Origin of the sequence: Bacillus sp. E214, from assembly GCF_008087365.1 — a bacterium.
Lineage (GTDB): Bacteria > Bacillota > Bacilli > Bacillales > Pradoshiaceae > Pradoshia.
Genome location: NZ_VENN01000001.1, coordinates 920,702 through 946,834 on the forward strand (window position 1 = coordinate 920,702; position 26,133 = coordinate 946,834).

Annotated in this window: 21 protein-coding genes; 8 read left to right on the plus strand and 13 right to left on the minus strand. The window is 36.5% G+C overall.

Going from position 1 to position 26,133, the window contains the following annotated elements; translation table 11 throughout:
* Positions 1 to 15: 15 nt before the first annotated feature.
* From FHY47_RS04340 to FHY47_RS04385, 10 genes are all read right to left on the minus strand, one after another.
* Positions 16 to 1,641: a YceG family protein gene (locus FHY47_RS04340; protein WP_140461468.1), complete on the minus strand. Its 1,626-nt coding sequence runs from the start codon at positions 1,639 to 1,641 to the stop codon at positions 16 to 18.
* A gap of 312 nt (positions 1,642 to 1,953) precedes the next feature.
* Complete coding sequence (locus FHY47_RS04345) at positions 1,954 to 2,751, minus strand: HAD family hydrolase (protein WP_308810536.1); 798 nt, start codon at positions 2,749 to 2,751, stop codon at positions 1,954 to 1,956.
* Between the two features lie 7 nt (positions 2,752 to 2,758).
* Positions 2,759 to 3,868 carry a cysteine protease StiP family protein gene (locus FHY47_RS04350; RefSeq protein ID WP_139891926.1) on the minus strand — a complete coding sequence of 370 codons (1,110 nt, stop codon included), beginning with the start codon at positions 3,866 to 3,868 and terminating at the stop codon, positions 2,759 to 2,761.
* 112 nt (positions 3,869 to 3,980) lie between these two features.
* Positions 3,981 to 5,369: a phosphoribosyltransferase family protein gene (locus FHY47_RS04355; RefSeq protein WP_148629726.1), complete on the minus strand. Its 1,389-nt coding sequence runs from the start codon at positions 5,367 to 5,369 to the stop codon at positions 3,981 to 3,983.
* Between the two features lies 1 nt (position 5,370).
* Complete coding sequence (locus tag FHY47_RS04360) at positions 5,371 to 6,579, minus strand: HpcH/HpaI aldolase/citrate lyase family protein (protein WP_066103770.1); 1,209 nt, start codon at positions 6,577 to 6,579, stop codon at positions 5,371 to 5,373.
* Between the two features lie 78 nt (positions 6,580 to 6,657).
* Positions 6,658 to 7,389 (minus strand): TerC family protein, encoded by a 732-nt coding sequence (locus FHY47_RS04365; RefSeq protein WP_373925477.1) that lies wholly within the window; start codon positions 7,387 to 7,389, stop codon positions 6,658 to 6,660.
* 128 nt (positions 7,390 to 7,517) lie between these two features.
* Positions 7,518 to 8,096, minus strand: coding sequence for a TerD family protein (locus tag FHY47_RS04370; RefSeq protein WP_066103766.1), 579 nt, complete (start codon positions 8,094 to 8,096; stop codon positions 7,518 to 7,520).
* A gap of 54 nt (positions 8,097 to 8,150) precedes the next feature.
* On the minus strand, positions 8,151 to 8,732 hold the full coding sequence (locus FHY47_RS04375) for a TerD family protein (protein ID WP_066103765.1): 582 nt from the start codon (positions 8,730 to 8,732) through the stop codon (positions 8,151 to 8,153).
* 33 nt (positions 8,733 to 8,765) lie between these two features.
* A complete protein-coding gene (locus FHY47_RS04380; protein ID WP_066103763.1) occupies positions 8,766 to 9,350 on the minus strand; it encodes a TerD family protein in 585 nt (194 codons plus the stop codon).
* A 599-nt stretch (positions 9,351 to 9,949) separates the two neighbouring features.
* Complete coding sequence (locus tag FHY47_RS04385; protein WP_066103760.1) at positions 9,950 to 11,284, minus strand: hypothetical protein; 1,335 nt, start codon at positions 11,282 to 11,284, stop codon at positions 9,950 to 9,952.
* 250 nt (positions 11,285 to 11,534) lie between these two features.
* On the opposite strand from FHY47_RS04385, the gene FHY47_RS04390 reads away from it, so the two are divergent.
* Complete coding sequence (locus tag FHY47_RS04390; protein WP_066103759.1) at positions 11,535 to 12,668, plus strand: DUF2515 family protein; 1,134 nt, start codon at positions 11,535 to 11,537, stop codon at positions 12,666 to 12,668.
* Between the two features lie 106 nt (positions 12,669 to 12,774).
* Here FHY47_RS04390 and FHY47_RS04395 read toward each other — a convergent pair whose 3' ends face one another.
* On the minus strand, positions 12,775 to 13,935 hold the full coding sequence (locus FHY47_RS04395) for a mechanosensitive ion channel family protein (protein ID WP_225983695.1): 1,161 nt from the start codon (positions 13,933 to 13,935) through the stop codon (positions 12,775 to 12,777).
* Positions 13,936 to 14,173: 238 nt separating this feature from the next.
* Between FHY47_RS04395 and ilvD the strand changes: the two genes are divergently transcribed.
* From ilvD to FHY47_RS04410, 3 genes are all read left to right on the plus strand, one after another.
* Complete coding sequence (ilvD, locus tag FHY47_RS04400) at positions 14,174 to 15,853, plus strand: dihydroxy-acid dehydratase (protein WP_187393431.1); 1,680 nt, start codon at positions 14,174 to 14,176, stop codon at positions 15,851 to 15,853.
* Positions 15,854 to 16,130: 277 nt separating this feature from the next.
* Positions 16,131 to 17,174, plus strand: a complete 1,044-nt coding sequence (locus FHY47_RS04405; RefSeq protein ID WP_148629727.1) for an ArsR/SmtB family transcription factor — start codon at positions 16,131 to 16,133, stop codon at positions 17,172 to 17,174.
* Positions 17,171 to 18,385: an MFS transporter gene (locus FHY47_RS04410; protein ID WP_148629728.1), complete on the plus strand. Its 1,215-nt coding sequence runs from the start codon at positions 17,171 to 17,173 to the stop codon at positions 18,383 to 18,385. The genes FHY47_RS04405 and FHY47_RS04410 overlap by 4 nt, the downstream gene beginning before the upstream one ends.
* A 155-nt stretch (positions 18,386 to 18,540) precedes the next feature.
* Here the strand turns inward: FHY47_RS04410 and FHY47_RS04415 are convergent, their stop codons facing one another.
* Both FHY47_RS04415 and FHY47_RS04420 read right to left on the minus strand, forming a co-directional pair.
* A complete protein-coding gene (locus FHY47_RS04415) occupies positions 18,541 to 19,344 on the minus strand; it encodes a class I SAM-dependent methyltransferase (protein ID WP_225983698.1) in 804 nt (267 codons plus the stop codon).
* A 163-nt stretch (positions 19,345 to 19,507) separates the two neighbouring features.
* Positions 19,508 to 20,380: a glycoside hydrolase family 73 protein gene (locus tag FHY47_RS04420; protein WP_148629729.1), complete on the minus strand. Its 873-nt coding sequence runs from the start codon at positions 20,378 to 20,380 to the stop codon at positions 19,508 to 19,510.
* 588 nt (positions 20,381 to 20,968) lie between these two features.
* Here FHY47_RS04420 and FHY47_RS04425 point away from each other — a divergent pair.
* From FHY47_RS04425 to FHY47_RS04440, 4 genes are read left to right on the plus strand one after another with little or no spacing between them, the layout of a single operon-like run.
* On the plus strand, positions 20,969 to 22,171 hold the full coding sequence (locus FHY47_RS04425) for an iron-containing alcohol dehydrogenase (protein WP_483861456.1): 1,203 nt from the start codon (positions 20,969 to 20,971) through the stop codon (positions 22,169 to 22,171).
* Positions 22,172 to 22,182: 11 nt separating this feature from the next.
* The gene (locus FHY47_RS04430) at positions 22,183 to 23,931 is read left to right on the plus strand and encodes a thiamine pyrophosphate-binding protein (protein ID WP_148629731.1); all 1,749 of its coding nucleotides are present in this window, start codon (positions 22,183 to 22,185) and stop codon (positions 23,929 to 23,931) included.
* Between the two features lies 1 nt (position 23,932).
* Positions 23,933 to 24,868 (plus strand): bile acid:sodium symporter family protein, encoded by a 936-nt coding sequence (locus FHY47_RS04435; protein ID WP_148629732.1) that lies wholly within the window; start codon positions 23,933 to 23,935, stop codon positions 24,866 to 24,868.
* Complete coding sequence (locus tag FHY47_RS04440) at positions 24,865 to 25,857, plus strand: SDR family oxidoreductase (RefSeq protein WP_148629733.1); 993 nt, start codon at positions 24,865 to 24,867, stop codon at positions 25,855 to 25,857. The genes FHY47_RS04435 and FHY47_RS04440 overlap by 4 nt, the downstream gene beginning before the upstream one ends.
* Positions 25,858 to 26,133 lie beyond the last annotated feature (276 nt).

The window sequence follows — 26,133 nt, forward strand, 5'->3', positions numbered from 1 at the left end:
TCTTTTAGATATCAGTTAAAATATTCTTTTAATAATCTTTTTAATGAATGATTTTTCTCCTTGCTGAAAGTCTGGAATTTCTTGTTCAAAAACAATATCTTCTAGCCAATGGGTATCGTAATGAGATGGGTCTACAAAATTCTCTATATCGGTTTGTCCTGCTGGATTGTATAACACAATATCCACACCAAATTCATTTAAAAACAGCAGCAGTGCCGCATCCTCACGGGTAAATGTACTGTTAGTTCCCATATTGTATAGAACGATTCTTGGCACATCCTGAGAATAATCAAATTGTTGTAATTGTTTCAGAAAATCTTCAGGAATCAAGCTCGCTTGTTTAAATAAAAATAATTGCAAATCATATTCTGTTTCATGATTCAGCTTTAGTAATTTAGGATGTTCACAGTACTCTTTAATCGTCCAGGCGATGGCCCTTTGCAGCTCAATCGGCAAAGGTCCATATCTCCACCAATTTCCTGCGAGCATTTTTTCGGGTGACAGTGCGCCATCTTTATCTAAGGAATGTTGAAAATGAAAATGATAATTGGCTTTTGTCTTTGTCGTGAAAGGAAATTCGCGAATGTTTTTCGAGAGTGAAGAATCCTTGAGACCCTTCATTTTAGACCAATAATCCGCTCGATCTCGTGAAACTCCATTGATTTTTGTGAATATGACAGGAATGATTACTCGATCCTTATCAATTTTAAATTGAGGCCTAATCATTGCTTTTTCTTTTGCATATATAAATACATCATCATAGGTCATTCTTAATGTTGTAGATGAAGGCTTGAAATTTCTAAATTGCCAAGGTTTATAAATACCAGACTCATGATCATTTAACATGATTTCAAGCTGTTTGTTGGCTCGATACGCTACAGTCGTTTGCCGCTCTCTTTCTTTCGTAGGGAATGGTTCCAGCTTCCCTTTATTCGTATACACATAGGGTAGTGAAAATTCATTTTCTCTATCAAGATCGCTAAAAAAGTCTGTGCCTGCAGGATGCAAAATTAAAACATCACAACCAAATTCCATGAGCAGTAATAAAAAATATTGCTGACTTAAGGATAGATCTCCATACCAAACGACTTTCGGAAAATCTGAACCTATTTGGAGGTCTTTAGACCATTTTTCCCAATGATTTTTAAGCCACTTAATCATATCGATGATAAATCTGCGGAATTCAGGTGAGAGCAACCCGCTCTTCTGTTTATCTTTAAAATGTTCAACCACTTTAATGATTGATATTTGTACATGCCTGTTAATTGTAGAATCCGTATGCTTAGGTATTAAGTTTTTACCATAAAAAATGGCTATTAATCGTTTAATTGATAATCCTTTATTTTCTGTACGATGTAAGGTTAAAACATCATGTATAGTTTGGAACACCTGATTATCAATCGTTTTATCCAATTCTTCACTTAACACATGTATAAAAGGTTTTTGGTGCATGTCGTATAAGGAGTTATAGTATTCATCTTCGTCGAGTGGAATACCTAATACTCGGAGACTGATTCTTTGAAAACGAAAAGTTGATTCATCTAAATGATAGGATGGTCTTGTACGAATAGAAGAAAGAAATAACTCTAACCATTCTGCTGTAGATTTGTTTAATAAAGGTTCTATTTTTATGTAATTCAATATTTAAACTCCTTTCTCTAAGATGATTCGTACATTAATATTATATATCTATTTTTTTACAGTTGCGCTAAGAGATTTGGGAAATCTGCTCTTTTTTTACAAAAAATATAACTTTGGGAGAATATTATACGCCCGTAATCAGTCCATTTTTCTATAAACTAAAAAATCTATGATATTTTCGGTCAATTACATAGATGTTTTTTAGGAATCGCTATTCAGTTAGAAATAAAATTGCTAAAACAATTGAAAGAATGAGCAGTAACCCAGTGGGATAGTACTTTATACTCTTACTCCCACCGAGTTACAGCTTTCTTACAGGCTCAGAAGATTTTTAATTAAATCCTCTGTGGAAGCTGCTCCTTTACCTTTTAACCAGTTTATTTTTGGATCGTTCGGTTTGACATCGTAAAGCTCTCCATGCTTTAGACTATATCCTTTATCGGCAATCGCGATCATATCATAATCCATAAGGGAATCCCCGGCAGCAGTGTGAATATCATAGTCCAGCCGCTTTTTTAAATGCTCCACTGCAAAAACTTTATTTAAATTACTTGGCAGTATATAGAGTTTTCTTCCGTGCAAAAATGTTCTCCATCCGATTTTGTTTAATTCATCTTCAAAGGACAGCAGTTCTTGATGTGGTAAGGTATCTTTATTTACATGGTACATATAGAACAAGGAATCGATATAAAACTCACGCTCAACCCAGGAATCATGACGGATCTTTGCGAACGTATTTAGCATGTCATGATGTGGAAGTGAAGTAACAGAGAGATGGTTTTTAATAAAATCGTCCCACTCAGAGTCAGGCTTTCCATCTACTAAAATCGTTCCGCCATTGCTCACAATCGCATATTTAGGTTTTATTTTCTGTTGAAATACTTCAATTCTCTCATATTGATATAGTGCTCTTGTCGTTACTGGTACAAATAGATGTTGTTGATTAAATTGTTGTAAAAGGTCAATAGAAGTTTGAGACATATAGGTAATAACCTGATCATCTTTAAATTCGACTGGTGTTATTTGATTATCGATGGGGTACTTGTCCATCATATTTTTTGAATAAATTAAAGTTCTGTCTAAATCGGATGTAAATAAAATAATAGTAATCCCTTCCTTATACCTCTTTTATAATTCCGCAGCATGTATAGGACATATCCCTGAATTCCTCAACCGGTACATTTCGCTCTTTAGCCAAAAACAAAATATGTGATAAATCATTTGAATGATTAGGATTGATTAGGATTTTCCAGGGTATTCTTCGCAATAAAACACGTGTTGTTTCTCCAACACCTGGTTTGATAAAATGTGTATTGCTAATATTGTAGATGTTTTGAATTCTTTCAATAGAATCCATCCCGAGCCACGTAGGTGTTTTATCTTCTTGACGTAATTGTTCCAAGGATTGTTTCACTTGCTCTTCTACTTTCCCAAAATCCTCGCTAATCGTATCCACATAAAAATTCGATAAATCTGCATCCGCTAATTCTTTATAAAACTTTGCACCATGAAAGTCATCCTTGCTCATGAATTCATAGTTTAATACAGTACGACTTACTAATCCTGATACCGTAGAGTTTAAACAAGCGGATGGGATTAAAAAGTCATCTCTTGTTCCATATATATCTACACAATGCCCTGGATCGGCTAACACGGCCAATGAAGGATCAATATAATTCGAGTGAGTTGAATTATATTTCTCGCATGCTTCAGCTAATTCAAACGTAATAGCTCCTTTTCCTGTCCAGCCGTCTATTACCTGAATGTTCGCATGAGAATGCTGCTCAAAAATATAATCAATAGCTGCCTCATCAATGCCTCTGCCGCGAATGATAGATATAGAATAGTGAGGAACATTGATTTGATATTTATAGGCGTAATAACGTTTAATCAACACTCCAATTGGTGTTCCAGCTCTTGCTAAGCTGACTAAAACTAAGTTATCCATTCCTTTACGTTCAATAATCTGTTCGGCCACTGTTCCAATAGCCACAGCTAGACGCTCTGAATATTTTTTTAATGTATCATGAAATAAATTTATATATTCTTTTGGAGGATGATATTCGACAGGGAGCATTTCCGAATAGTGTATACCGGATTGGATCAAACTTTCTCTTTCTTCCGTTTTGGTTTCAAAAACGTAATCACTAATATCTCTTAATAAAAATATGGCATCATCTTCGTTGTAGCTTCCCATTTGATCCGGTATTAGTTTTCGTTTAAGCATAAAATCCCTCCTGGTTGTATAGTGGAGCAGTATATAACTATAAAAGTATGAAACTATATATGATATCTAACAGTTCTAGCCAATTAGAAAGAAAATGGTTGATATGAATTCCTTACTGATTCATTTCCGTTAGAGTGATGACAGTAATGAAATTAATTCCGGTTTGTTTTAATGCGGATAGTATGGAATTTACTGATTCATGAGATGAGTTTCTTTCAATAAATATAAATATCTCGTCATAGCGATTGATTTCAATATTATATAAGTAATTTACGATCCCTTTATTTTCAGGACTATCAAATGTAAATTTATTATGAATTAGGTAATCACTCTTTTCTAAAGAGTATATTGGACTTCGAGTAGTAGATTGAAAGTAAACCTCACTCCCCATGGACGAAGCAATCATCATAGGTATATACATAAATTCCCCGGTACCTATAGCCAAGGTCCTCTTACCTTTGCGATGCTGTTTCAAAATACCGCCTATCTCTTCAAAAATAGGAGAAAAACTTCTTTCTTCTTCTATATCCAGACCAAATCTCCCTGTAGCCTGTGAATAAGGGGAAGCATTTAGAGACTCATCAGTATTGATAGAAGTAAATTGATTAAAGTGATGGTCTTTAAAATAATGATGGATAGGTATAAATGAAACGTGTTGCTCAGAAGTTTGATTAGGAGCAGCAAGTTGATCCTCTAGCTTTAAATCAGGTTGACCATTAATCGAGATTGTTCCATCCATTAAAGACACTGGATGTATGGTAACCCCTAATTCTCTTTCTAATTGCTGATATTGTGAACGATGCTCAGCTGTGCGCCAATCCAAAATCGATATCAATGTAAATACCTTTTTTGATGGATAAACAGAATGGATTTTTCGGATAATATTGATTGCTGTTTTACCCGTTGTTATTTCATCATCCACTAATACAATTTCTTGGTCGTTATCAAAAAAAGCAGGATCGCTTGAATAGACATAATGGCTGCTGGCATGGGAATGTTCTTCTTCAAAATTAATGATTGAAGGGATTTCAGCTATTTTTTCTCTTGTTGTGTGTATGTATTTTGCATGTTTATCAAAGGAACTAAATACCGCATGGCCCAATGCTGTAGCCGTCTCAGCAAAACCAATAATGGTTAGTGGCTTTGGCAGTTTGATCGGATCTTCTTCAACTAAAAGCAAGGATTCCTCAATGTTTCCACCAGTTTTTATAGCCTCAGCGATTGCCTCTGCACGCATATCTTTCTTGCCGTAGACGACTTCTAAATATCGCAGGGATAATAAATGACCAACCAGTAGAGGTATTTTAGGATTAACAGCCAGATGTTTGCCTAAAACCGTACTTACGAATAAAAAATTACGTTTCTTATTAATGCGAGTCGCCATTTTAAATAAATGATGTGTTTCGAAATCATATGGATTATCATAGACTTCGATCCTAACTGTTAAATCATCCAGTATTTGGTGCGTTACTTCTCTTATATTCACTCTCGTTGCTGTCATTTCATTTCACCTCTAGAATTTGTTCATCATGTCCTTGATTTAAGAGTAAACTAGTAAAATCTTGATCAACATTATATACACCGAATACCTTGGCTCGGAGTAAGACTTTTTTCGCCCAATAATAATGAGGTTTCATTTCATTCATTTTATTTTCATACAAGCTTTTTAAAACCCCTGCATTCCCTTCGCGGTTCGCTATGATGCTTATAGCATCTATATATTCTTCATGTGTAATGGTGTATAAAGAATGCACTACTTTAATATGAGTAGGGTGTATAATGGTTTTTCCGTTAATTCCATTCAATTTATCCAGGAGGACTTCGTTAATTAAACCATCTAAATATTCATTGATTAATTCAGTCTGTTTTACTAGACCAGAGCTGCCATATCTTCTTTGAAAAGGACTTACACGCAGTGTTGGTTTTAAGATACGGTTATCTTTTGAGAAGAACTCCCAAACTGGCCCGGAAACTACATATTCATCACCCTGTCTGGTAAAGAGATTGATAATATCCGTGATACAATCTCTTATCACCGACACATCATAAATAGTTGTGTCTACTTTTCTTCGTATACCAAATAAACCGGAAAAATCAGTAGCTCCTATCCGGATGTTTAATATATAGCTCTTATATGAGTCCAATAATTCTTTTATTTTTAATAGAGCATCCATTCGGGTTTCTTTATAAATAATTTCAGCTGACTCCAATATAGGCATACCATATAGTAAGCTATTATTTTTATTGATTTCATCCAGGATTGCTAAAAATTCTTTCCCATTTTCATAATTGAATTTTGGAAAAACAAACCCTGTAAGTATGTACAAATAATCGTTAATGAGCTTAGTTATTCGTCTCATTTGGATTGGGTCCCTTACTCTTATAAAAATAAGCGGCAGTTCATCCATGCTTATTTTGTTTTCCTCAAGATGCTCAGATAGTATAGATAGATGTTCCAGCAATTTGTTTTCAGCATCCACAACTATACAATCAGCAACTGAGTCTTCCAAATCAATCACTAATGAAGTAAGCTCTTGATACTTTTTGTTAATGATATCCTTTGCGATATTCGCTTTTATAGCAGGCATATAAAGAGTGGCACCAAGGGCATAAGCAAGTACCTCTTTATCTGTATATTTCGTAAAAGGCTCCGGTTCCATATAAAAAATCTCTTTCATTTTTATGGATGATTCATAGCTGAAATGTTGCATTCTTATGCTCCTTTCATATAAAAATAAAGACTACTGTTTACGAACACAGTAGCCGTCTTTAATTCAAGCCAGATCTTTTTATTTATCTTTAGATGCAGCCATTTCCGTGTTTTTATCAATATTTTTACCTTTATTGATATAATGAATGATAAAAGTTGCGAGAAAAGCGACAATGATAATCGCAAAAAATACATAATGAGATACATGGAAGCCAAAAACACTTGCAAACATTTTTGCTGAGATAATCCCAATAAGTATAAATGCAGTAGTTTCGAGTTCAGGTACGCGTTCAATTAATGTTAAAAATACACCGGCAACTGTACGCATCATTAGGATTCCTAACATACCGCCAACCAAAAGTACCCATACTTGATCAGATATTGCAAATGCAGCTAATATAGAATCCACTGAGAACGCAATATCCATTAATTCTACTGAAACAACCGTGCTCCAGAATATTCCGATTGTACGTGTAAGCCATGAATTTTTATTAAATTGTTTTACGCCGTCTTCGCCATCTCCGGCTTTTGACCGAAAATGCTGGATTACGATCCATGCTAAGTACGCAGCACCTAAAACTTTAATGAACCAAAATTTAACGAGGTATACGCCTATTCCAATAAATAAGAAACGGAAGAAGTAGGCACCGAACATCCCATACATAAGTGCTCTTTTTCGTTGTTTTTCAGGAAGATGCTTTACTAAAACAGCCAGAACAAGGGCATTATCAGCGGACAATAATCCTTCTATGATTACTAAGGACCCAATTAGTCCCCATGCTACAGGATCAGTTAATACTTCCGCCCACATGTCCAAGTCAAAAAATAAAGCATACGTACTTAAGATTTGTTCTAAAATTTCCAAAGTGTTAACCCTCCGTTGTATATCTTAAAAATAATTGGGGAAAGAAATAATTCCCCCTAACTAATCATTTATGCTTAAACGCTTAAGCCATATGCTTTAACCAATGAATGTAACCCGCCTTGATAACCGGAACCAACCGCATTGAATTTCCAATCAAGGTTATGTCTATAAACCTCACAAAATACGACAGCTGTTTCAATACTGAAATCTTCTCCAAGGTCATAACGTAAAACCTCAACGCCCGTATCTTCATTTACTAGACGTACAAAAGCGTTGGTAACTTGTCCAAAATTTTGACGGCGAACTTCCGCATCATGAATCGTTACTGTAATAGCAATTTTGTTCACATCATCGGGGATTTTAGAAAGATCGATTTTGATTTGTTCATCATCGCCTTCCCCTTCTCCCGTTCTGTTATCTCCGGTATGGGTAACGGAACCATCCGTACTTTGAAGATTATTATAAAAAATGAAATCGAAATCGTTACGGCATTTTCCGTGGGCATTTAAGATGAACGCAGAGGCATCCAAGTCAAAATCTTGACCTCCATCAAAGTTTTTTACATCCCATCCTAAACCGATAACAATTTTTTGCAATGTTGGATCGTTTTTAGTCAGGTCAATACGTTGACCTTTACTGAGTTGAATAGCCATGTGCAAAATCACACCTCTCAAATTCGTATATTACTATTTAATAAACGAATAGTATTATCCTATTTGTAATCCATAGTCATTGCAAAGAGCAGCTAAACCGCCTTGGTAACCGGAACCAATCGCACTAAATTTCCATTCTCCTTGATGGCGGTATAATTCGCCTACAACAACGGCAGTTTCAATGCTAAAATCTTCTCCCAAATCATATCTGATCAGTTCTTCATTCGTTTCTTCGTTCACAATTCGAATGAAAGCGTTTGAAACCATACCAAAGTTTTGACTTCTGGAATCAGCATCATGGATGGTTACAGCAAAAGCAACTTTTTGTATACTTTGTGGAATACTTTGGATTGAGATTTTAACCTGTTCATCATCGCCGTCACCTTCTCCAGTTAAGTTATCACCAGAGTGAGTTACGGAACCAGCACCACCTGTTGTATTATTATAGAAAACAAAATCTTCTCCGCCGGATACTTTTCCGCTTTCATTTAAAAGAAATACGGATGCATCAAGGTCAAAATCATGTCCGCCATCATATTTGTTTACGTCCCATCCTAAACCTACTATTACTTTTGTTAAACCAGGATTTGTTTTTGTAAGATCTACTTTTTGTCCTTTTGATAATGAAATTGCCATTTTATTTCCCTCCAGTATTTTAATTAATATTTATTATTGGTATTTGCTGCATATCTCCGATAGACTGCTATCTTTCGTTCCATCACCAATAGCAGCAAATTTCCATTCTGAATTGTGACGATAAATTTCACCTGTAATCAATGTTGTTAAGCCAGCATAATTATCCGACAAATTAAATCGAACTAATTCTTCGCCTGTATCGTGATTCACAACACGTATATAAGCATTCTCAATCATGCCAAAGTCTTGTTTTCTTTGAACACAGTTATAAATGTTTACGACAAAAACTAATTTGTTGTATGTATTTGGAACAGATTTCAAGTTGATTTTAATGGATTCATCATCACCATCGCCATCCCCAGTTAAGTTGTCTCCTGAATGAATAACAGAACTACAAGCACTTTTTTTATTCCCAAAATAAACAAGATCTTTATTACTCTGCAATTTATCTGCAGTCAGCATAATAACTGATGCATCACAGTCTACATCTGCACTTCTGCTAAAAAAGCCGCCTTTTTTCTTTACTGGATCCCAACCTAAACCAACCATAATCGTATTTAGATTTGCATTACCTTTTGTCAGGTCAATTCGTTGTCCTTTTTGTAAGCTTATAGCCATTAACGTTCTCTCCTTCTTTCGTTTTGGATTTTCTGTATAGTAGCCATGGGTGAAATAACGAATATTTACATAATTCAATAAATTTCGTTAGTTAATATTTACTAGTTTATGAAATTACTAACTAGTAAAGCGCTATATATTTACTATAATAACTAAAAATGCCTTACATTTACAACTTTTTATATTAATTCCCACGAGATACTTTATATTTGTCGAATTTTTAGACATTTCGCATTATCGTCTCTTCCAGTTATAACCTTTTATTCTTCTTTTCCCTGGATGCTTTTCATCACTTTAGACTCTTCATTTACAGGAAATAAAGATTACTAATTTAGTAAGTACTTAATATCGTCATACCGGTAGCAATATGTCGTCATTGAGGGGTCTAACTAGACAGGAATTACCCATTAACTGAAAAATAGGCATTAGAGAAATTAGAACAGGAAGAAAAGTAATAAAAGTACTAATGATTTAGGGGAAATATGTATAACAGATAGGGTGGATACAAAGAATATTTACTCTCCTCACTCTTTCTCATGCTATGAGTCTTTTAGCTGCAAAAAAAAAGAGATTATTCATCTGAATAACCTCCCTTTTACTTACATGGATTCCATTTGAGTAGCTTGCTTATCTATGTCCTTATTATATTTTTGCACCACCATAAAAACGAATACTAAGCCAACCAATTCCCCAAGAGAAGCAGCTATGGCACCCGCTCTTCCATTTAATGAAGGGAACAGGACAACAAATGTCACTAAAATAATTACAACCGTAATCAGATTATAAAGCTGTGGCTTTAACATCGCTCCTGTTTTCTTGTTTAGCATTAAAATGCCCCCTAAGTAATCCACCCAAGGAAAAACAAAGGTTTTTATAATAAAGAATTGCAGCACCTGCAATGTCTCTTTAGCCAATGTACCGGTTGTGCCAAAGATCGTATCCATAAACCAGAAGCCTGCAGGTGTATAGCATAATATAAGCAATAATGTTGTAGGAACTATACTAAAAATCACAATACACTGAAAGACCGCTTTTTTGTTTGTATCATAAAATTGAAGAACGACCTGATGGGTGTACATAAAAAAGCTGATGATCAAATTCGTTACACTGAAGGCAAGAGCAAAAGAAGCGATCCCGAGATTTACATTGTCAATGAAGCTTAAACAAGCATAAATGATAGGTGTTACAAGCGTTTGAAAAGATAAGTAAAAGACCAATGGCGTATAAAACTTTCCAATCTCTCTTTGGGTCAATGGCTGTTCATCATCTTCATCCAGATTCTCTGTCTTTATTAAACGATGGCCTCTCCAGATACTGATTACACATTCGATTAACATACCGGTTAAGAAAATGATGGCTCCGGCTATACTTGACAGTAAATCCGCATAATGGATGAAATAAAATGCAATTGCAATCATACCAATCAAGCGAATAATCACACCATAGGTCACCCATTTTGTTTCAAGATGATTAATCATAATTCCCTGATATAACGTACGGATGCCTGATAGTAAAATCACAACAGCTAAAACCTTAAAGGTGTTCATTAAAGCTGACATATTCTCAGGTTCAGCATTAAATAAATAAGTGAATATCCATTCTCCAAGCGGTGAAAACGCGACTAACATACAAATAAGCATTAAAGAAACGATGATTTTTATGAAAAAAGAGCAAATAGCCTGGAAGGTCGACTTCCCTTTTGCTAAGGCTGAGCTTGTTTGTCTGAATACTAAAGCCGGTCTTTCCATAATACTAAACAGTGAAAAAGCAATTGCATAGTTGGATATAATGACCTCCGCTGCTTCAGCCCGACTAAGTGTCCCGTTAATAATAACGTGAGATACCGAAGTCAAACTAGCTGACAGAGCCAATGGGATAAAGAATAGCAATATTTTTCCTAATGTATATTCCTCTGATGTCTTTGGTTGTTTCATGTCGTAACCTCACTTCTTTTCAATCAAACATTTTTTCACAAAACTACAGACTGAAATATCTAATATGTTCACTTTCATACGGAAACTGAACAAATTATTGACAAAGTAAAAGCTATTCATGCTGCTTATTAGATTACTCCTCCCAAGCGGCAATCGTCTATCTTAACGCTTTATGCATGTGTATAAACCGAATTTTCAAAGAATAAAATAGAGCACCTTTAATTATTTTTTATTAGAAGGAGATATATTTATGTCCTTTCCCTGGTTTAAAAAGAAAAAAACAGAACTATCCGGAACATTAACTGAAATGAAAAAGATGCTTGATCAAAAAAAGAAAGTAATATACAAAATGACGCATGAAGATGAAATGATTTTAAGAATGATACGTGAAAAAACAAGCTTAGCCAATCAGAATAATATTACCAGGACTAAAGCCTATCTTTCTTTTTATCAAAACCATCCAGAGATCCATTGGTCATTTCTTGCCCATATGGTTTCCAGAAATGCCGGATGGAATATGACTGACTTAAAGGGTACTTGTTTATCAAGATTGCTGGAGAAAAAGGAAGCTGAAACATTCTTTTTGTTTTTAGAACGGGGCAATTGGTTGATTTTTAATGATGCCTATCCTCAATTACTCATGTATGAAGAATCACTTAAATACGGTCGGAATCTCGCCTACTTATTGCCTCATTTATTTGTTTCAGCGTATATGCAAACTGTTTGGACTTACTTTTGGCAATATAAAGATTCAGCTCTTCTAACGGTGGCACTTATCATAAATGAACAAAACCATTTAGAAGAAACACTCATAAAAGAACCCAATATCCATAATCAGGTCCTTGTAAAACCTGAATTTTCTCTACAAGATCATTTATCAATGAATCAAATTTTATTTCCTTATTTGAAAAATAATACGAAGATCAGTTTTGCGGGTAAAACGATCCATCACTTTGAACAGCTCGATAGCCGGATTCAAATTGGAAAGGATTTGTATACGTGTTTATTTAATGATAGAAGTTTGAAGAAAATTGAACAATGGGCATTAAATACGCCGCATACAGGCTCAAGAAAGGATTATTGGCCGCATCTTTTTAATGATATAAATGAAGAATTTCCAGGAAAAAAGTATAAAGTTCGTTTAAGAGAATGCAGGCTGCTATCTGGATCTCCTCACTTTTATAGCCCTTCACTCTCATATGTATGGAAAGATGTATCGCACTCGCCACCTCAATATACAGAATGGTATAAGGATTCAACGATTGTAAAGGAAATGGTTCTGAGTATGAATCAAACTATTGAAAATGTAGAAGTTGATTATTGTAAAACACTGGAGAAATTGGAGATGGCTTGTGTGGCAAAGAATGTATTCCCTCTTTTTTAAATATGGTTAATATCTAAGGTTTTCTAGCACTGTTATAGTGAATACTCTTTATAAAAGAAATATACCACTATGAATCACTTAATTCACAGTGGTATATTAAAATGATTTAATTTGATCTTTCTTTTATTAATGAAAACTCAGGATCAACAGAAACTTTTTGCATAGGCACTGCCAAAGATATTCCCTCTTTTTCTAACAGCTGCATGATACTTAAATTGATTTGATGTTTAATTTGGACATGTTCTTCCCAGGCAGTAGTATTGGTAAAGAAATAAACTAGTATTTTTATATAATGATCTTTAAATTGATCGAAGGCTACGACAATGGTGTCCTGATGAACACCTTGATGTGAGCGCAGCAAATGTTTAATTTCCTCTATTAGATTATCAAGTTGATCTGTCTCCCTTTGGTAGGCGACGTCCAAATGAAAATCGATTTTTCGTTTTCCCATTCGACTCCAGTTCGTGATTGCATCGCTGGCCAGCGTAGCATTAGGTACAGTCACTAACGCCTGGCTGAATGTACGAACCTTTGTACTTCTAAAGTTTATATCCTCCACAGTTCCTTCAACATTAGATGTTAAAATCCAATCACCGATAGAAAAAGGTTTTTCTGTGACGATTACAATTCCGCCAATTAAATTACCAACAGCGTCTTTAGCTGCTAAGGCAAAAGCTAAACCACCCAAACCAAGACCGGCTACCAATCCATTTACGTCATAATCAAATTCTTGACCGATAATACTAATGCTGATGGCTACGATAATCACTCTCATGGCTCTGGATATAAAGGGAATGAGGATCAAATCGATTTTTTGATTCATTTTCTCATTAATATTTAATAAAATACCTTGTGAAGGTGAGGACAAATTAAATAATCCCCAGGTAATCAAAAAGATAATCATCGAACGCAATAATTTTAAGAAAAAAGGATTATGTTGATTGATGAATGGAAAGTACTTTACCCCTATGTACAGACCAATGATAATAAACAGCCAACTGATCGGTTTTTCAAAGCTTTTAAAAACTTGAATAAATAAATCATTTGGCTTATCCTCTCTCAATTTTAATATCAACTGAAAGACATACTTCGTAACTAGCTTCCTAAAAAGGATGAATAGCAAAACAATCCCTAATGCAATCCCAGTGTTAACCCATTTCTCATAGTCTCCTTCATATAAAGTGACCATTAACTTGTAATCTAACAAACGATCAAATCCTTTCTGTCTTGATTGAAGTTCTACTACCAAGTCAGAATTTTTATCCATATTATGAAACGTCATGTAAGTAATACGCATTATTTTACCCTGATTTTCAATAAAATGAAAATAATGTGTCTTCAAACGAAGAGAGTTTCAACAAGTATGAAAGTTACATCAGCAATACGATATTTATATAAAAAATATAATTCTTTTCCAATTATGATAGGATATTACTTCATTTAATGTTAAAATGTTGAATAATTCTAAATATACAGATAAATTTACCTAATTGGAGATGATTGTCATGACTGAAATGCGTAGTAATATGATAAAAAAAGGAATAGATCGCGCTCCACATAGAAGCTTACTGAGAGCGGCTGGTGTAAGTGAAGAGGATTTTGGAAAACCATTCATCGCGGTTTGCAATTCCTATATTGACATCGTTCCTGGTCATGTACATCTGCAGGAATTCGGAAAGATTGTAAAGGAAGCAATCCGTGAAGCGGGTGGGGTTCCGTTTGAATTCAATACTATTGGTGTCGATGATGGGATTGCTATGGGCCATATCGGCATGCGTTATTCTTTGCCGAGTCGTGAAATTATTGCGGATTCTATTGAAACAGTCGTATCAGCGCATTGGTTTGATGGAATGGTTTGTATTCCAAACTGTGACAAAATCACACCTGGTATGATGATGGCTGCTCTTCGTGTCAATATCCCAACTATTTTCGTCAGTGGCGGACCAATGAAAGCTGGTAAAGATAAAGATGGCAACTCCCTCTCCCTCACTTCCGTTTTTGAAGGTGTCGGTGCCTATCAATCCGGACAAATTGATGAAGAGCGACTGCAGGAGCTTGAACAGGTCGCCTGTCCAACATGCGGTTCATGTTCCGGAATGTTCACCGCGAACTCAATGAATTGCTTAGCGGAAGGCTTAGGTTTAGCTTTACCTGGTAACGGGACAATCCTTGCCGTTGCAGAGGAAAGAAAGGATTTTGTCAGACAATCAGCCAAACAGCTGATGCAGCTCATTAAAACAGACATTAAACCGCGTGATATCGTGACCATCGATACGATTGATAATGCATTTGCTCTTGACATGGCCATGGGTGGTTCAACGAATACAGTCCTTCATACTCTCGCATTGGCTCATGAAGCTGGATTCGAATACCCGATGGAGCGTATTAATGAGATTGCCAGCCGAGTCCCCCACTTGGCAAAAATAGCGCCGGCATCTGATTATCATATTGAGGATGTACATAATGCCGGTGGTGTCAGTGCTATTATTAATGAATTGCTGAAAAAGCCGGGTGCTTTAAACGGAGAATGTATAACTGTCTCTGGCCAAACATTGAGAGAAAACGTGCTGGGCTGTGAGATTTTAGATTATGATGTAATTCGTCCTTTAAGCAATCCACATTCTGAACGTGGCGGCTTGGCTGTACTGTTTGGCAATCTTGCACCAAATGGTTCAATTATTAAAGTTGGAGCGGTCGATCCCGAAGTTGGCGGCTATCACAGAGGCCCTGCTATTTGTTTCGATTCTCAGGAGAATGCTTTATCAGGTATTATTACCGGCAAAGTAAAAGAAGGAGATGTAGTCGTCATTCGTTATGAAGGCCCAAAAGGCGGTCCTGGTATGCCGGAAATGCTCGCTCCTACCTCGCAAATTGTCGGAAGAGGATTGGGCGCAAAAGTAGGCTTAATTACAGACGGACGTTTTTCTGGTGCCTCAAGAGGAATCAGCATTGGCCACATATCACCTGAAGCTGCTGAAGGCGGCCCTATTGCCTTTGTTGAAAATGGCGATATCATTGAACTCGATATGAATAAACGTACCATTCAACTGGAAATCTCAGACGAGGAATTTGAACTCCGCAGAGCGAATTGGAAAGGTTTTGAGCCAAAGGTCAAGACCGGCTATCTGGCACGCTATTCGAAACTCGTCACTTCCGCCAGTACAGGTGGAGTTATGAAAATCTAATGACTAAGGGATGTAAACAACTGTTTACATCCCTTTTTACATGTTGTTTATTCCGGTGAATGCTGAAACTGTATTGGTTCATGCAAGTTCACCAGTGGTAATCATATAACCGAATTGGTCATCAAGGAAGTCTATTTTCCTACTAGCGGCAACTCGAAATAACACATATTTAAATCGATTAATTAAGAGGAAAATAATTTTATTTTTCCAAATATATTGAATATATGATTCAACTAATTTAGAATCTGAATATAATCCAAAAAATGGAGGGGATTAAATGCAGGATCTTTATTCGTTTGAATCGATAGAATCGCTATCTATGCAAGTAGAATCTTCACCAGTTTGGGAAGTTATCCTTGGTATTGCTGGCTATACTCATGAAAAGATGCGGCATACTTTTGAGCAGGAAGCAATATGGTCCTCTTGGGAAAACAAGTTGCCAATATCTCTTTCTAAGGATTTAAAAGAAATCGAAGATACAAACCTTTGGTATGGACTGATAATGCTGCAAGCAAAATTTTCTTCATCTTCTATTCAGGAGTTTCTTGATGCTTTGGCTGATATTTCGCCAAATACTTTTTACGAAACCGTTCTTCCATATAAAAATCGAGTCTGTGAAGAAGCACGTAAAAATACAGCGATTAATTATAAGGAAAAGCATTTGTTTACTGAGTATAGTAAACATTTTTCAGAGCATGATTATTTGGGAGACTACGTTCTTAATCTTGGTAAATATCAATTCAAAGAAATATGTGTTCTCTATCAAACCATTATAGACGGATGGTATCAATGGGTAAGAAGCTTCGAGGAATGGAATAAATGGTTAAAAGCACTGGAATTTGAAGAAAAACAGCATCAATCATTGGAAGAAAAGAATCCCACCGAGATCATTGAGCAAATAAGCGGCCGAGCGAATTATATACCGGAACCTTCCGTATGGTCTGTAAAGATGGTCCCTCATGTTTCTTATCGGCCATGGATACTGGAAATTCGAACAGTAGATACCAAACTGATCTTCTATCCAGTTAAAGAAGACTATTTTAGGCAATCAGATGTACCTTCACAGGAATTAATTGCTGGCCATAAAGCGCTTGGGGATGAGCTCCGCTTAAAGCTGCTTCATCAATTGATTAAAGGTCCAAGGTCCCTGCAGGAATTAAGCGTCCAATTTTTAATTTCAAAGACAACTCTGCATCATCAGCTTTCCATTTTAAAATCGGCCAAATTTATTCGTGCGGATAAAGGAATCTATTCAATCAATGCCGCTCAGCTTAAAGATTTTTCAACTAAGCTATTTCATTATTTGGGTAATCCTTTATGAAAAATTATTCAAAATCGTTTAAAGCTCTTTGGATTGGAGAAATTGTTTCTGAATTAGGCGGAGCAGCTGGTGGAATTGTAAATGGATTACTACTGTATGAATTGACTGGTTCGAAAGAATGGATGGGTATACTTTGGCTGATTTATTTTATCCCTTCGTTAATTTTACAATGTATTAGCTCTCCATTTTTAAATTACATGGTTAAAGAAAGACTTTTGCGTAATATACAACTGATTCGCTCATTCGCTTATTTACTTCCTTTATTGGGTTTTATTCTGGTCTCAGAGAATGGCGCTATTATTGGTTTATTCATATTGCAATGCTTACTGGGTTTAATGCAGCCTATTTACGCAAGTCTCTCTTTCTCCCTTCTGCCGGAGCTTTGTGAAGAAAAGGAACTGGTAAATGCCAATGCATTATTGGACGGCACACTTCGTCTTATGAGCTTTCTCGCACCGGGAGCTGCCTCCTTATTTTTATTATTCATCCCCTTTCACTTCATCTATGTCTTTTCTGCAATCATGTTCTTAATAAGCTTTCTATCTCTTAAACGGCTGGCAGATAATCCCAAACAGGCCGTATCTCCATGGACAAAGCGATTTTGGTGGAAAGAGATGAAGGAAGGGTACAAAATATTTTTTCAATATCCAGGTCTTTTCCGATTGACCCTCCTCTCTTCTACCGTTCAATTTGCCGTGGGAGTCACAATGGTTCTAAGTGTGCCTTTTATTAGAGGAAGTTTGGACGGAGAATATTGGGAGTATGCGATCTTTTCTGCAGCCTTTCCTGTTGGTTATGTTATTGGCACATGGATATTAACGAGTCTTCCTAAGTCACCATTGTTTATGTACATCGGTTTAATGGGGGGAGGCTTATCTTTCATATTATTATTTTTCACACATTCTATTCCTTATGCATGGCTGTGTGAATTAAGTGGAGGTATATTATTCCCTCTGTTTAATGCACACAGTGCCGCCATGTTCCAAAAAGGTGTAGCAAAAGAACGTTTAGCACAATTGAGCTCCGTTCGATTATTTTTCCTCCGGCTCACTATGCCATTAGGAATTCTGTTTGCCTCCTCTCCATTTTGGGATTTAGGGGTAAGGCCGGTATTTCTAATAATCGGAACGATCATTTTTGTTCCCGGTTTTTTTTACTTTTTAATAACGCTCAAGAACACTGGGAGCACATCCTTTATACAAGTAAAGTAAAGGATTTAATGATAAATAAACCGAGGATTTTAGATTTAATTCTCGGTTTATTCATTGAATGATTGAGACATAAAACCATAAACACCAACCCTTTTTATGAACTCTATTGCCTCCTCCTTTATGGCTGGACATCAAAGAAATAACTTCCTTATTTATCAATTCTTTAAGCCTAACTTTACAGACAATGATACTGTTTCTTTATATTCTCCGGACTGACAAACATCTAGCAAGGCTTCTCTAAGCTCCTGTTCAAATTTTTCCACATTATTTTCAAGAAATCGTTTTGAACCGAAAGAGGTGGAATATAGGTTTCCAAGGATTGATTCAATGTTCCAAATGATGTCGTATGTAGGTGATTGGTGAATCTCTAAATTGAATTTTGAGTTAGTTAGTACTTCCTCATGACTTTTAATCGGATGGGTATAGGTAGTCTTTCCAGCTTTTCGATCAGTTCCATACCATTTCTCTATAATTTCATTCATTCTTACCTGCCATGTTGTAAGTGGTTGATTTGGATTATAGTTGTCTATAATAGCTACTCCTCCGCCATCCGTAATGATTGGAAAAAGTTCCTCTAAAATCGTTGGTCTGTCCATCCAATGAAAGGCTTTAGCGATCGTCACGAGGCTATATTGTTCATTATGTACATATTGATTTAGTGTTCCATTAAACCATTGAATTTGCCCTATTCTAATCTCTTGATGTAGACGTTTCGCTTCTTCAATCATTTCTGGTTCAGTATCAATCCCAACGATTTTTTTACACCAATCAGAAAATCTGATTGTGAGGTGTCCTGTTCCACATCCAAGATCTAGGAGGTTCTGCTCTCCATTTAAAGAGAATTTCTCTACTAGAAATCTAATTAGTTCAGAAGGATACATAGGTCTGTATTTTGAATAATACATAGCAGATCCCTTAAACAATTCGTCTCCATACGTATTCAAATGATCACCAACCAATCTTTACATTAAATAATTACTTAAGTCACTTTTACAGTTACCATTTATTTTAGCAAACCTCATTTAAAAAAGTTGGAAATTTAATTCTATGCAGTTAATCCAAAATCACCTATTAAGAATAAAAAACAAGCGTATGTGCAAAAGTAGACACATACGCTTGTTTTTATAATTTATCTGACGTGACATTGCTATCAATTAGCTGTAATTGATATTGCTGAATAATATCAGTTAACATTTTACTGTATATCTTTTCGCCTTTTTCATTCTCAGCCGTACTGTAGCCGGCATCTTCCAATGCTTGAGCCTGTTCCATATAGGTGTTAGCCTCAAAAAGGCCATGCTTTTCATAACGTTGATTTTCTTTAAGAAATGCACCATGATCATCGATTGACTCATCAATCGAATTATAGGCTCTGAAATAACTTTTCGTTATTTGATTATGAAATTCCGTTGTGTCCATGCTTGCAACAGCCCCATCCCAGTTATGGCCTTTAATGCCAAATAGGTTATTATACTTCTGAGATAGTCCTGATTTCCCCCATTCAGATTCCAGGATAGCCTGCGCAATTGTGATGGAAGGCAATATACCATATTCCTTATAATTATCTACAGCGGCACTTTCAATTTCAGCAATAAATTCATATTGATTGCTTTTATTACCTTTTTTAAATGAATCCAAGTAGGTTATATAGGATTTCACCTGAGATTTCTGTTCATCTGTATATTTTAAAGTATCCATTACTTCTTCAATATTTTTAAGCTTATATTTGTTTCCTTCTTTTTCGATAAACAGATTAGTGGTTTGTTCGATATTATAAGGTTCTACAGTGTCTATATTATATTCAATAGCTGCAATAGCTGCGACGTTTTGCCAGTTGGCCTGGACTTTACCTTTACTTGCGTCATCCACTATTGACTGGATTTCCTTCATTCGATCATTCGTAATAAAAGTCTTTTGCTCAGTCGGGGACATTTTCCAAAGAACAAATATCATAATCGCAATCATTGCGAAGAATACTAACTTTAAAGGTTTCATTTGATTTTCTCCTTTTGACAATTCGACATTTAACCGGAAGAAAGTCAGGATTAGCAGTAGATAACCACTATAAACGTTATCTAGTACGTTATCAAATTATATTGTATCAAATTGAGAAAAACATTAAATGAAAATTACTTCAATAATATGTAATGTTTGGTAGTCTGTATATTGATAAGGAACAAAAGTGATTAGTAAAATAGGAAAAGAATCAAAGAAGGATTAATTTCCACCAAGGAAAATTTATAATAAAGCTATTGGTAGTAAAGTGGCAATGATATAACTTACTCCTTCGATTATGATATGAAGCAAGTTTTCTCTTTTAAACTTACTGACTAGTAATTCTTCCAGTAACAATTAACGTTTTTTTCTCTATTGAATTAAAGGAATATCAATGATATTTACTTGAAAAAAATATGACATAGTTTATTTCATCCTAAAATATTATCTTGTTATCAAAATCAAATAATTTAAATTTTCTGAATTAATATTGCTTTTGAAGTTTCAAGTCTTTATAATCTTCCTTAGATATAATAATAGAAACCTATCTGCACGCATTAATGTAAGCGTATACATTAAGCTGAAGGAGTGATCTTTATCGAATCTATTTTAAAACCTGCCATAATCTTGACAGGCGGGTTTAGTGGAATACAACTTATGGAGACAATTCGAAAGCTGCAAATCAAGAAAGCTTTTATCATGATTTCAGTAAAGCTTTACAAAGATGCCAAAAAACATCTCTTCTCAACGCTTGAAAAAGAAGGGATATCGTTTCAGCTCTATATTTGCGACAAAGGTGAACCATCCTTTAGTCAGGTGAGAAAAACCACCCATACAGCTCTCTCAGAAAGCTGTGATGGTGTTGTGGCAATCGGTGGTGGCAGTGTGATTGATCTCGCTAAGGCCGTTTCCGTCTTTGCCATTAATTCAGAGCATACTTTACTTACCATCCAGCAAGAATCCATCATTGAACGTCTTCCCTTGATTGTCATACCAACCACAGCTGGTTCAGGATCAGAAGCAACAAAAGTTATGGTCATTACTGACGATGAAACTGGCATTAAACGCAATCCCTCTCATCCAAGTTTTGTACCGGATGCGGTCATTTTAGATTCCTATTGGACCAAGAAATTACCTCCGGCCATCTCCGCATATACAGGATTAGACGCACTTACACATGCAATGGAAGCTTATGTTTCAACAAAAGCAACCGAATTAACAGACTACTATGCTCTTCAAGCCTTCAAGAAAATCACCAACGCCCTTCCAAACGTTTACATAAAAACAAATAACCAACAAGCCTATGATGATATACTTATCGGCAGTTTTTATGCTGGAATAGCATTCTCTAATTCATCAACTAATTTAGCACACGCCACAGGCAGAGCCTTAGGGACAAAATATAAAATCCCCCATGGTTTAAGTGTTGCACTCCTACATCCATTTGTAATTGACTTCGGAATTGAAGATGCAGAAGACCGTTATGCAGAACTGGCCGTTGCTATTGGACACAACCCCAATGAAAGCAAATCCGCCCTGGCAAGAAAAATACTTAAACTGATCTATCAATATAACGACCAGTTTCAAATTTGGGAGACAGGCAGACCATACATCCCAATGGATCAAATGTGTTCCTCACAGATAAAGGAATTAACGGCGCTCACTCTTTGCGGCAATGGTATTGACACAAACCGCAGGATTCCAACTCAAGGGGATATTGAAAATATTTTCCATCAATTATTTCAAGTATTGAACCCTGATTTGATTCATCAATATAATCGTAATGATTAAGGAGGAATATTATGGCTGAAATGAGTGGCGGCGAAGTCATTGCAAAAATGTTAAGCCTTGAGAATGTTGAAAAATTATTTGGCATTATAGATGGAACTTATTTTGGATTTTATTCAAACTTACAGAACCATGGTATTGAATTGATTTCTCCACGCCATGAGACGAGCGCAGCCCACATGGCTGGAGCCTATGCCAGATTGACTGGTAAGCTTGGAGTTTGCATGGCCAGCAATGGGCCGGGAGTAGCCAATATCCTCCCTGGATTGGTTGTCGAGCAGGCAGAAGGTAACCGGGTACTTGTCATTACCAGTGCTAGGCGGACCGGCATCATGTACCCTGACCGTGGAGGCACCTATCAATGCTTTGATCAGACAGCCGTGATTGGCCAGATTGCGAAATGGAGCGAAGCAGTTCCTTCATTCGATAGGATTCCAGAAATGCTCCGCACCGCTTTAAGAAAATGTTTCGAAGGACGCCCAGGAGTCGTTCATCTTGATATACCGGAAAATATTCTCAATACGAAAGTGAAATGTGACCTTTCATTTTGGAGGGTTAGCCAATACCGTGTAACCCAGCCACCTGAACCAAATAAACAACAATTAGATGAAACGGTTGAACTGCTTATATCAGCTAAATTTCCTGTTATTCATGCTGGCAGTGGAGTCATTCATGCACGCGCCTTCAATGAGCTTGAGAAGGTTGCGGAATTATTACAATCGATAATTACAACAAGTTGGGCCGGACGAGGCGCTATTTCAGAGAATAACCGCCTTATGCTACCAATGGTTCATATTGAGGCTAATAACAAGGTTCGCAATGAAGCAGATGTGCTTTTAGTGCTAGGCTCAAGGATAGGAGAAACAGATTGGTGGGGAAAAGCACCTTACTGGAATCCTAACCAAAAGGTAATTCAAGTCGATTTAGATCATTCTATTCTCGGCGCAAATAAGCCAACTGAGGTCAGCATACTCTCAGATGTAAAAATCTTTTTAGAAAAATTATATCAACGACTTCTTCCCTTCAAGGATCAATTGAACTACCTTCAGCGCGAAGCATTGCTATCCAAATACCTTGAAGATAAGCAAAAGCACAGGGATAAGCTTAACGAACATCTAAATGATCATGCCACTCCGATGAACTCAGCTCATATTCCTGCTATATGCAGTGAGGTATTTCCAAAAGAATCACCACTTGTTATTGATGGCGGAAATACAGCCATTTGGACAAATTTCTATTATAAGGTTAGAGAACCGGGAACAGTCATTTCGACATTTAAATTCGGGATGCTCGGGGCAGGTGTCGGTCAGGCGCTCGGCGCAGCTGCTGCTAAGCCAGATGTACCTGTCTGCTGCATCATTGGAGATGGAGCAATGGGCTTTCATCCACAAGAGATTGAAACAGCGGTGCGGAATGGCTTGCATATTATCTATATCGTTCTTTGCGACCGTCAATGGGGAATGGTAAAAATTAATCAGCATATAGCCATGAAGCCAATTAAGACCTTAATCAAGAAAACCCTCAGCCCTGAAGAAAGCATTAATACAGACCTGGGCAATATCAATTTTCAACAGTTAGCTGAAAGCATGGGTGCACATGGGGAATATGCCAATAATCCAACTGAATTCCGCGAGGCCCTTGAGCGTTCAATCCGAAGCGGGATTTGTTCGGTTATTCATGCTGATGTAGATCCAGTCAAGCATATGTGGGCACCAGGCTTAAAATATTTTAAAGAAATGCATGCTGAACCAAGGGGTAAATAGCATGAATATCGATGATATCCAATTAAATTTCAACGCAACTTCACTGACAATTATGAATATCTTAATCGGGTTTATCATGTTTGGGGTCGCTTTGGACTTAAAATTAGCAGATTTTAAAGAAAGTATTAAAAAGCCAAAACCCACACTCATTGGACTGTCTTGTCAATTTATCCTGCTTCCGGCATTTACATATATACTCGTTCTTATCATAGAGCCAAGGCCTAGTATCGCTCTTGGGTTGTTTCTAGTTGCAGCTTGTCCTGGAGGCAATTTATCTAACTTCTTAACCTACTTAGCTAAAGGTAATACCCCATTATCCATCAGCATGTCGGCTATTTCAACCGTGCTAGCTATTTTTATGACTCCCTTTAACACCTTACTTTGGGGATCTCTTTACGAACCGACAAATAGCCTGCTCAAGTCTTTTACCATCAACCCGCAAGACTTGTTGATTACGATCTTTTTAATGCTTGGGTTACCGCTCGCCATCGGTATGTATGTGAACCATAAATATCCAGAAAAAGCGCAACTGATCAACAAATGGGCTAAAAATGCATCTATAGTCTTCTTCTTAGGATTTGTCATCGTTTCCCTGGCAGCAAACTTTACTTATTTTATTGAATTTATTGGAATGGTTGCTCTCATTGTATTTATCCATAATCTACTTGCCATTACGATTGGCTACACCACCTCCTCACTGTTAAAACTCCCTATCGCCGATCGTCGAGCGATTTCTATCGAGGTAGGTATTCAAAACTCTGGTCTGGGTCTAGTTTTGATATTCAATTTCTTTGACGGATTAGGTGGTATGGCCATTGTAGCTGCCTGGTGGGCAATCTGGCATATTGTTTCTGGACTTACCCTTGCCATTTATTGGTCAAAGCGGCCACTTCATAAGGAAACTACCAAAGACACAGCCAGGAGCGTGAAAGTATGAATGTACTCATAACAGGCGCGGCAGGTTATTTAGGAAGCCTTCTTGTCCAACGACTATCTGTGGCAGAAAATATTCACATTATCGCTACTGATATTCAAGAAAAGCCTATATTTTATTCCGACACTACCATACATTATGTACAGCTCGATATCCGCTCAGAGGACTTTCATAAGGTGATGGCCACATATCGTATCGATACAGTCGTCCATCTAGCCTCGATCGTCACACCCGGCAAAAAGAGTAACCGTGAACTGGAATATTCCGTTGATGTTCTCGGTACAGAAAATATTCTAAAGGCTTGCGTTAAAAATGGTGTAAAACGCCTCATCGTCTCATCAAGTGGAGCAGCTTATGGCTATCATCCAGATAACCCAGCATGGATTACAGAGGATGTACCGATTCGAGGAAATAAGGAATTTGCTTATTCTTATCACAAAAGATTGGTTGAACAGCTTTTAGCAGACTATCGTCAAACTCACCCAGAGCTGGAACAGGTCATTTTCCGAATAGGTACCATCCTTGGCGAGACAGTGAACAACCAAATCACCGCACTCTTCGAAAAGAAAGCATTAATCGGCATCTCTCGATCTGATAGCCCATTCGTCTTTATTTGGGATCATGATGTCGCTTGCTGTCTCGAACGGGCCGTTACAGGTGATGTGACAGGAATCTTTAATATTGCTGGTGATGGTAAGCTAACAATCGATGAACTTGCTTATATATTATACAAGCCAGTCATACGGATCCCTGCATTAGTCGTAAAATGGGCTCTTTATATCTTAAAACGATTATCCCTAACTCAATATGGAGAGGAACAGGTTAACTTCCTTCGCTATCGACCTGTTCTTGATAACACTAAAGTGAAAAACATTTTTGGATATACTCCAACTTATACAACAAGAGAAGTATTTGAATACTATCTGAAGCACAATGCTAAAATGAAAAGTCAACGTCATCAGTACCGAATTGATGAAAAATCCTTCAATTAACGTATTTATTTCATTATAATTCGGTAACCTTAATTGATAATTTACAAATAGGAGCAGATGCCAAAAGTTCCAAGATAAGTCAAGATGATTACATCTTAGTGCTAAGTACTAAACTTAAAGCCAGGTTCGCCAATTGAAATTACTTGTAATTATCTCGACTAAAATGAATATAGGGAACAAGACGTGTATCAGTTCTTAAATAAGTGTGGCCATACGTTTGTTACTAGCCTTTTGGGTTCTATAACTAAAAGGCGTTTTTTTATTTAATAACAGTTT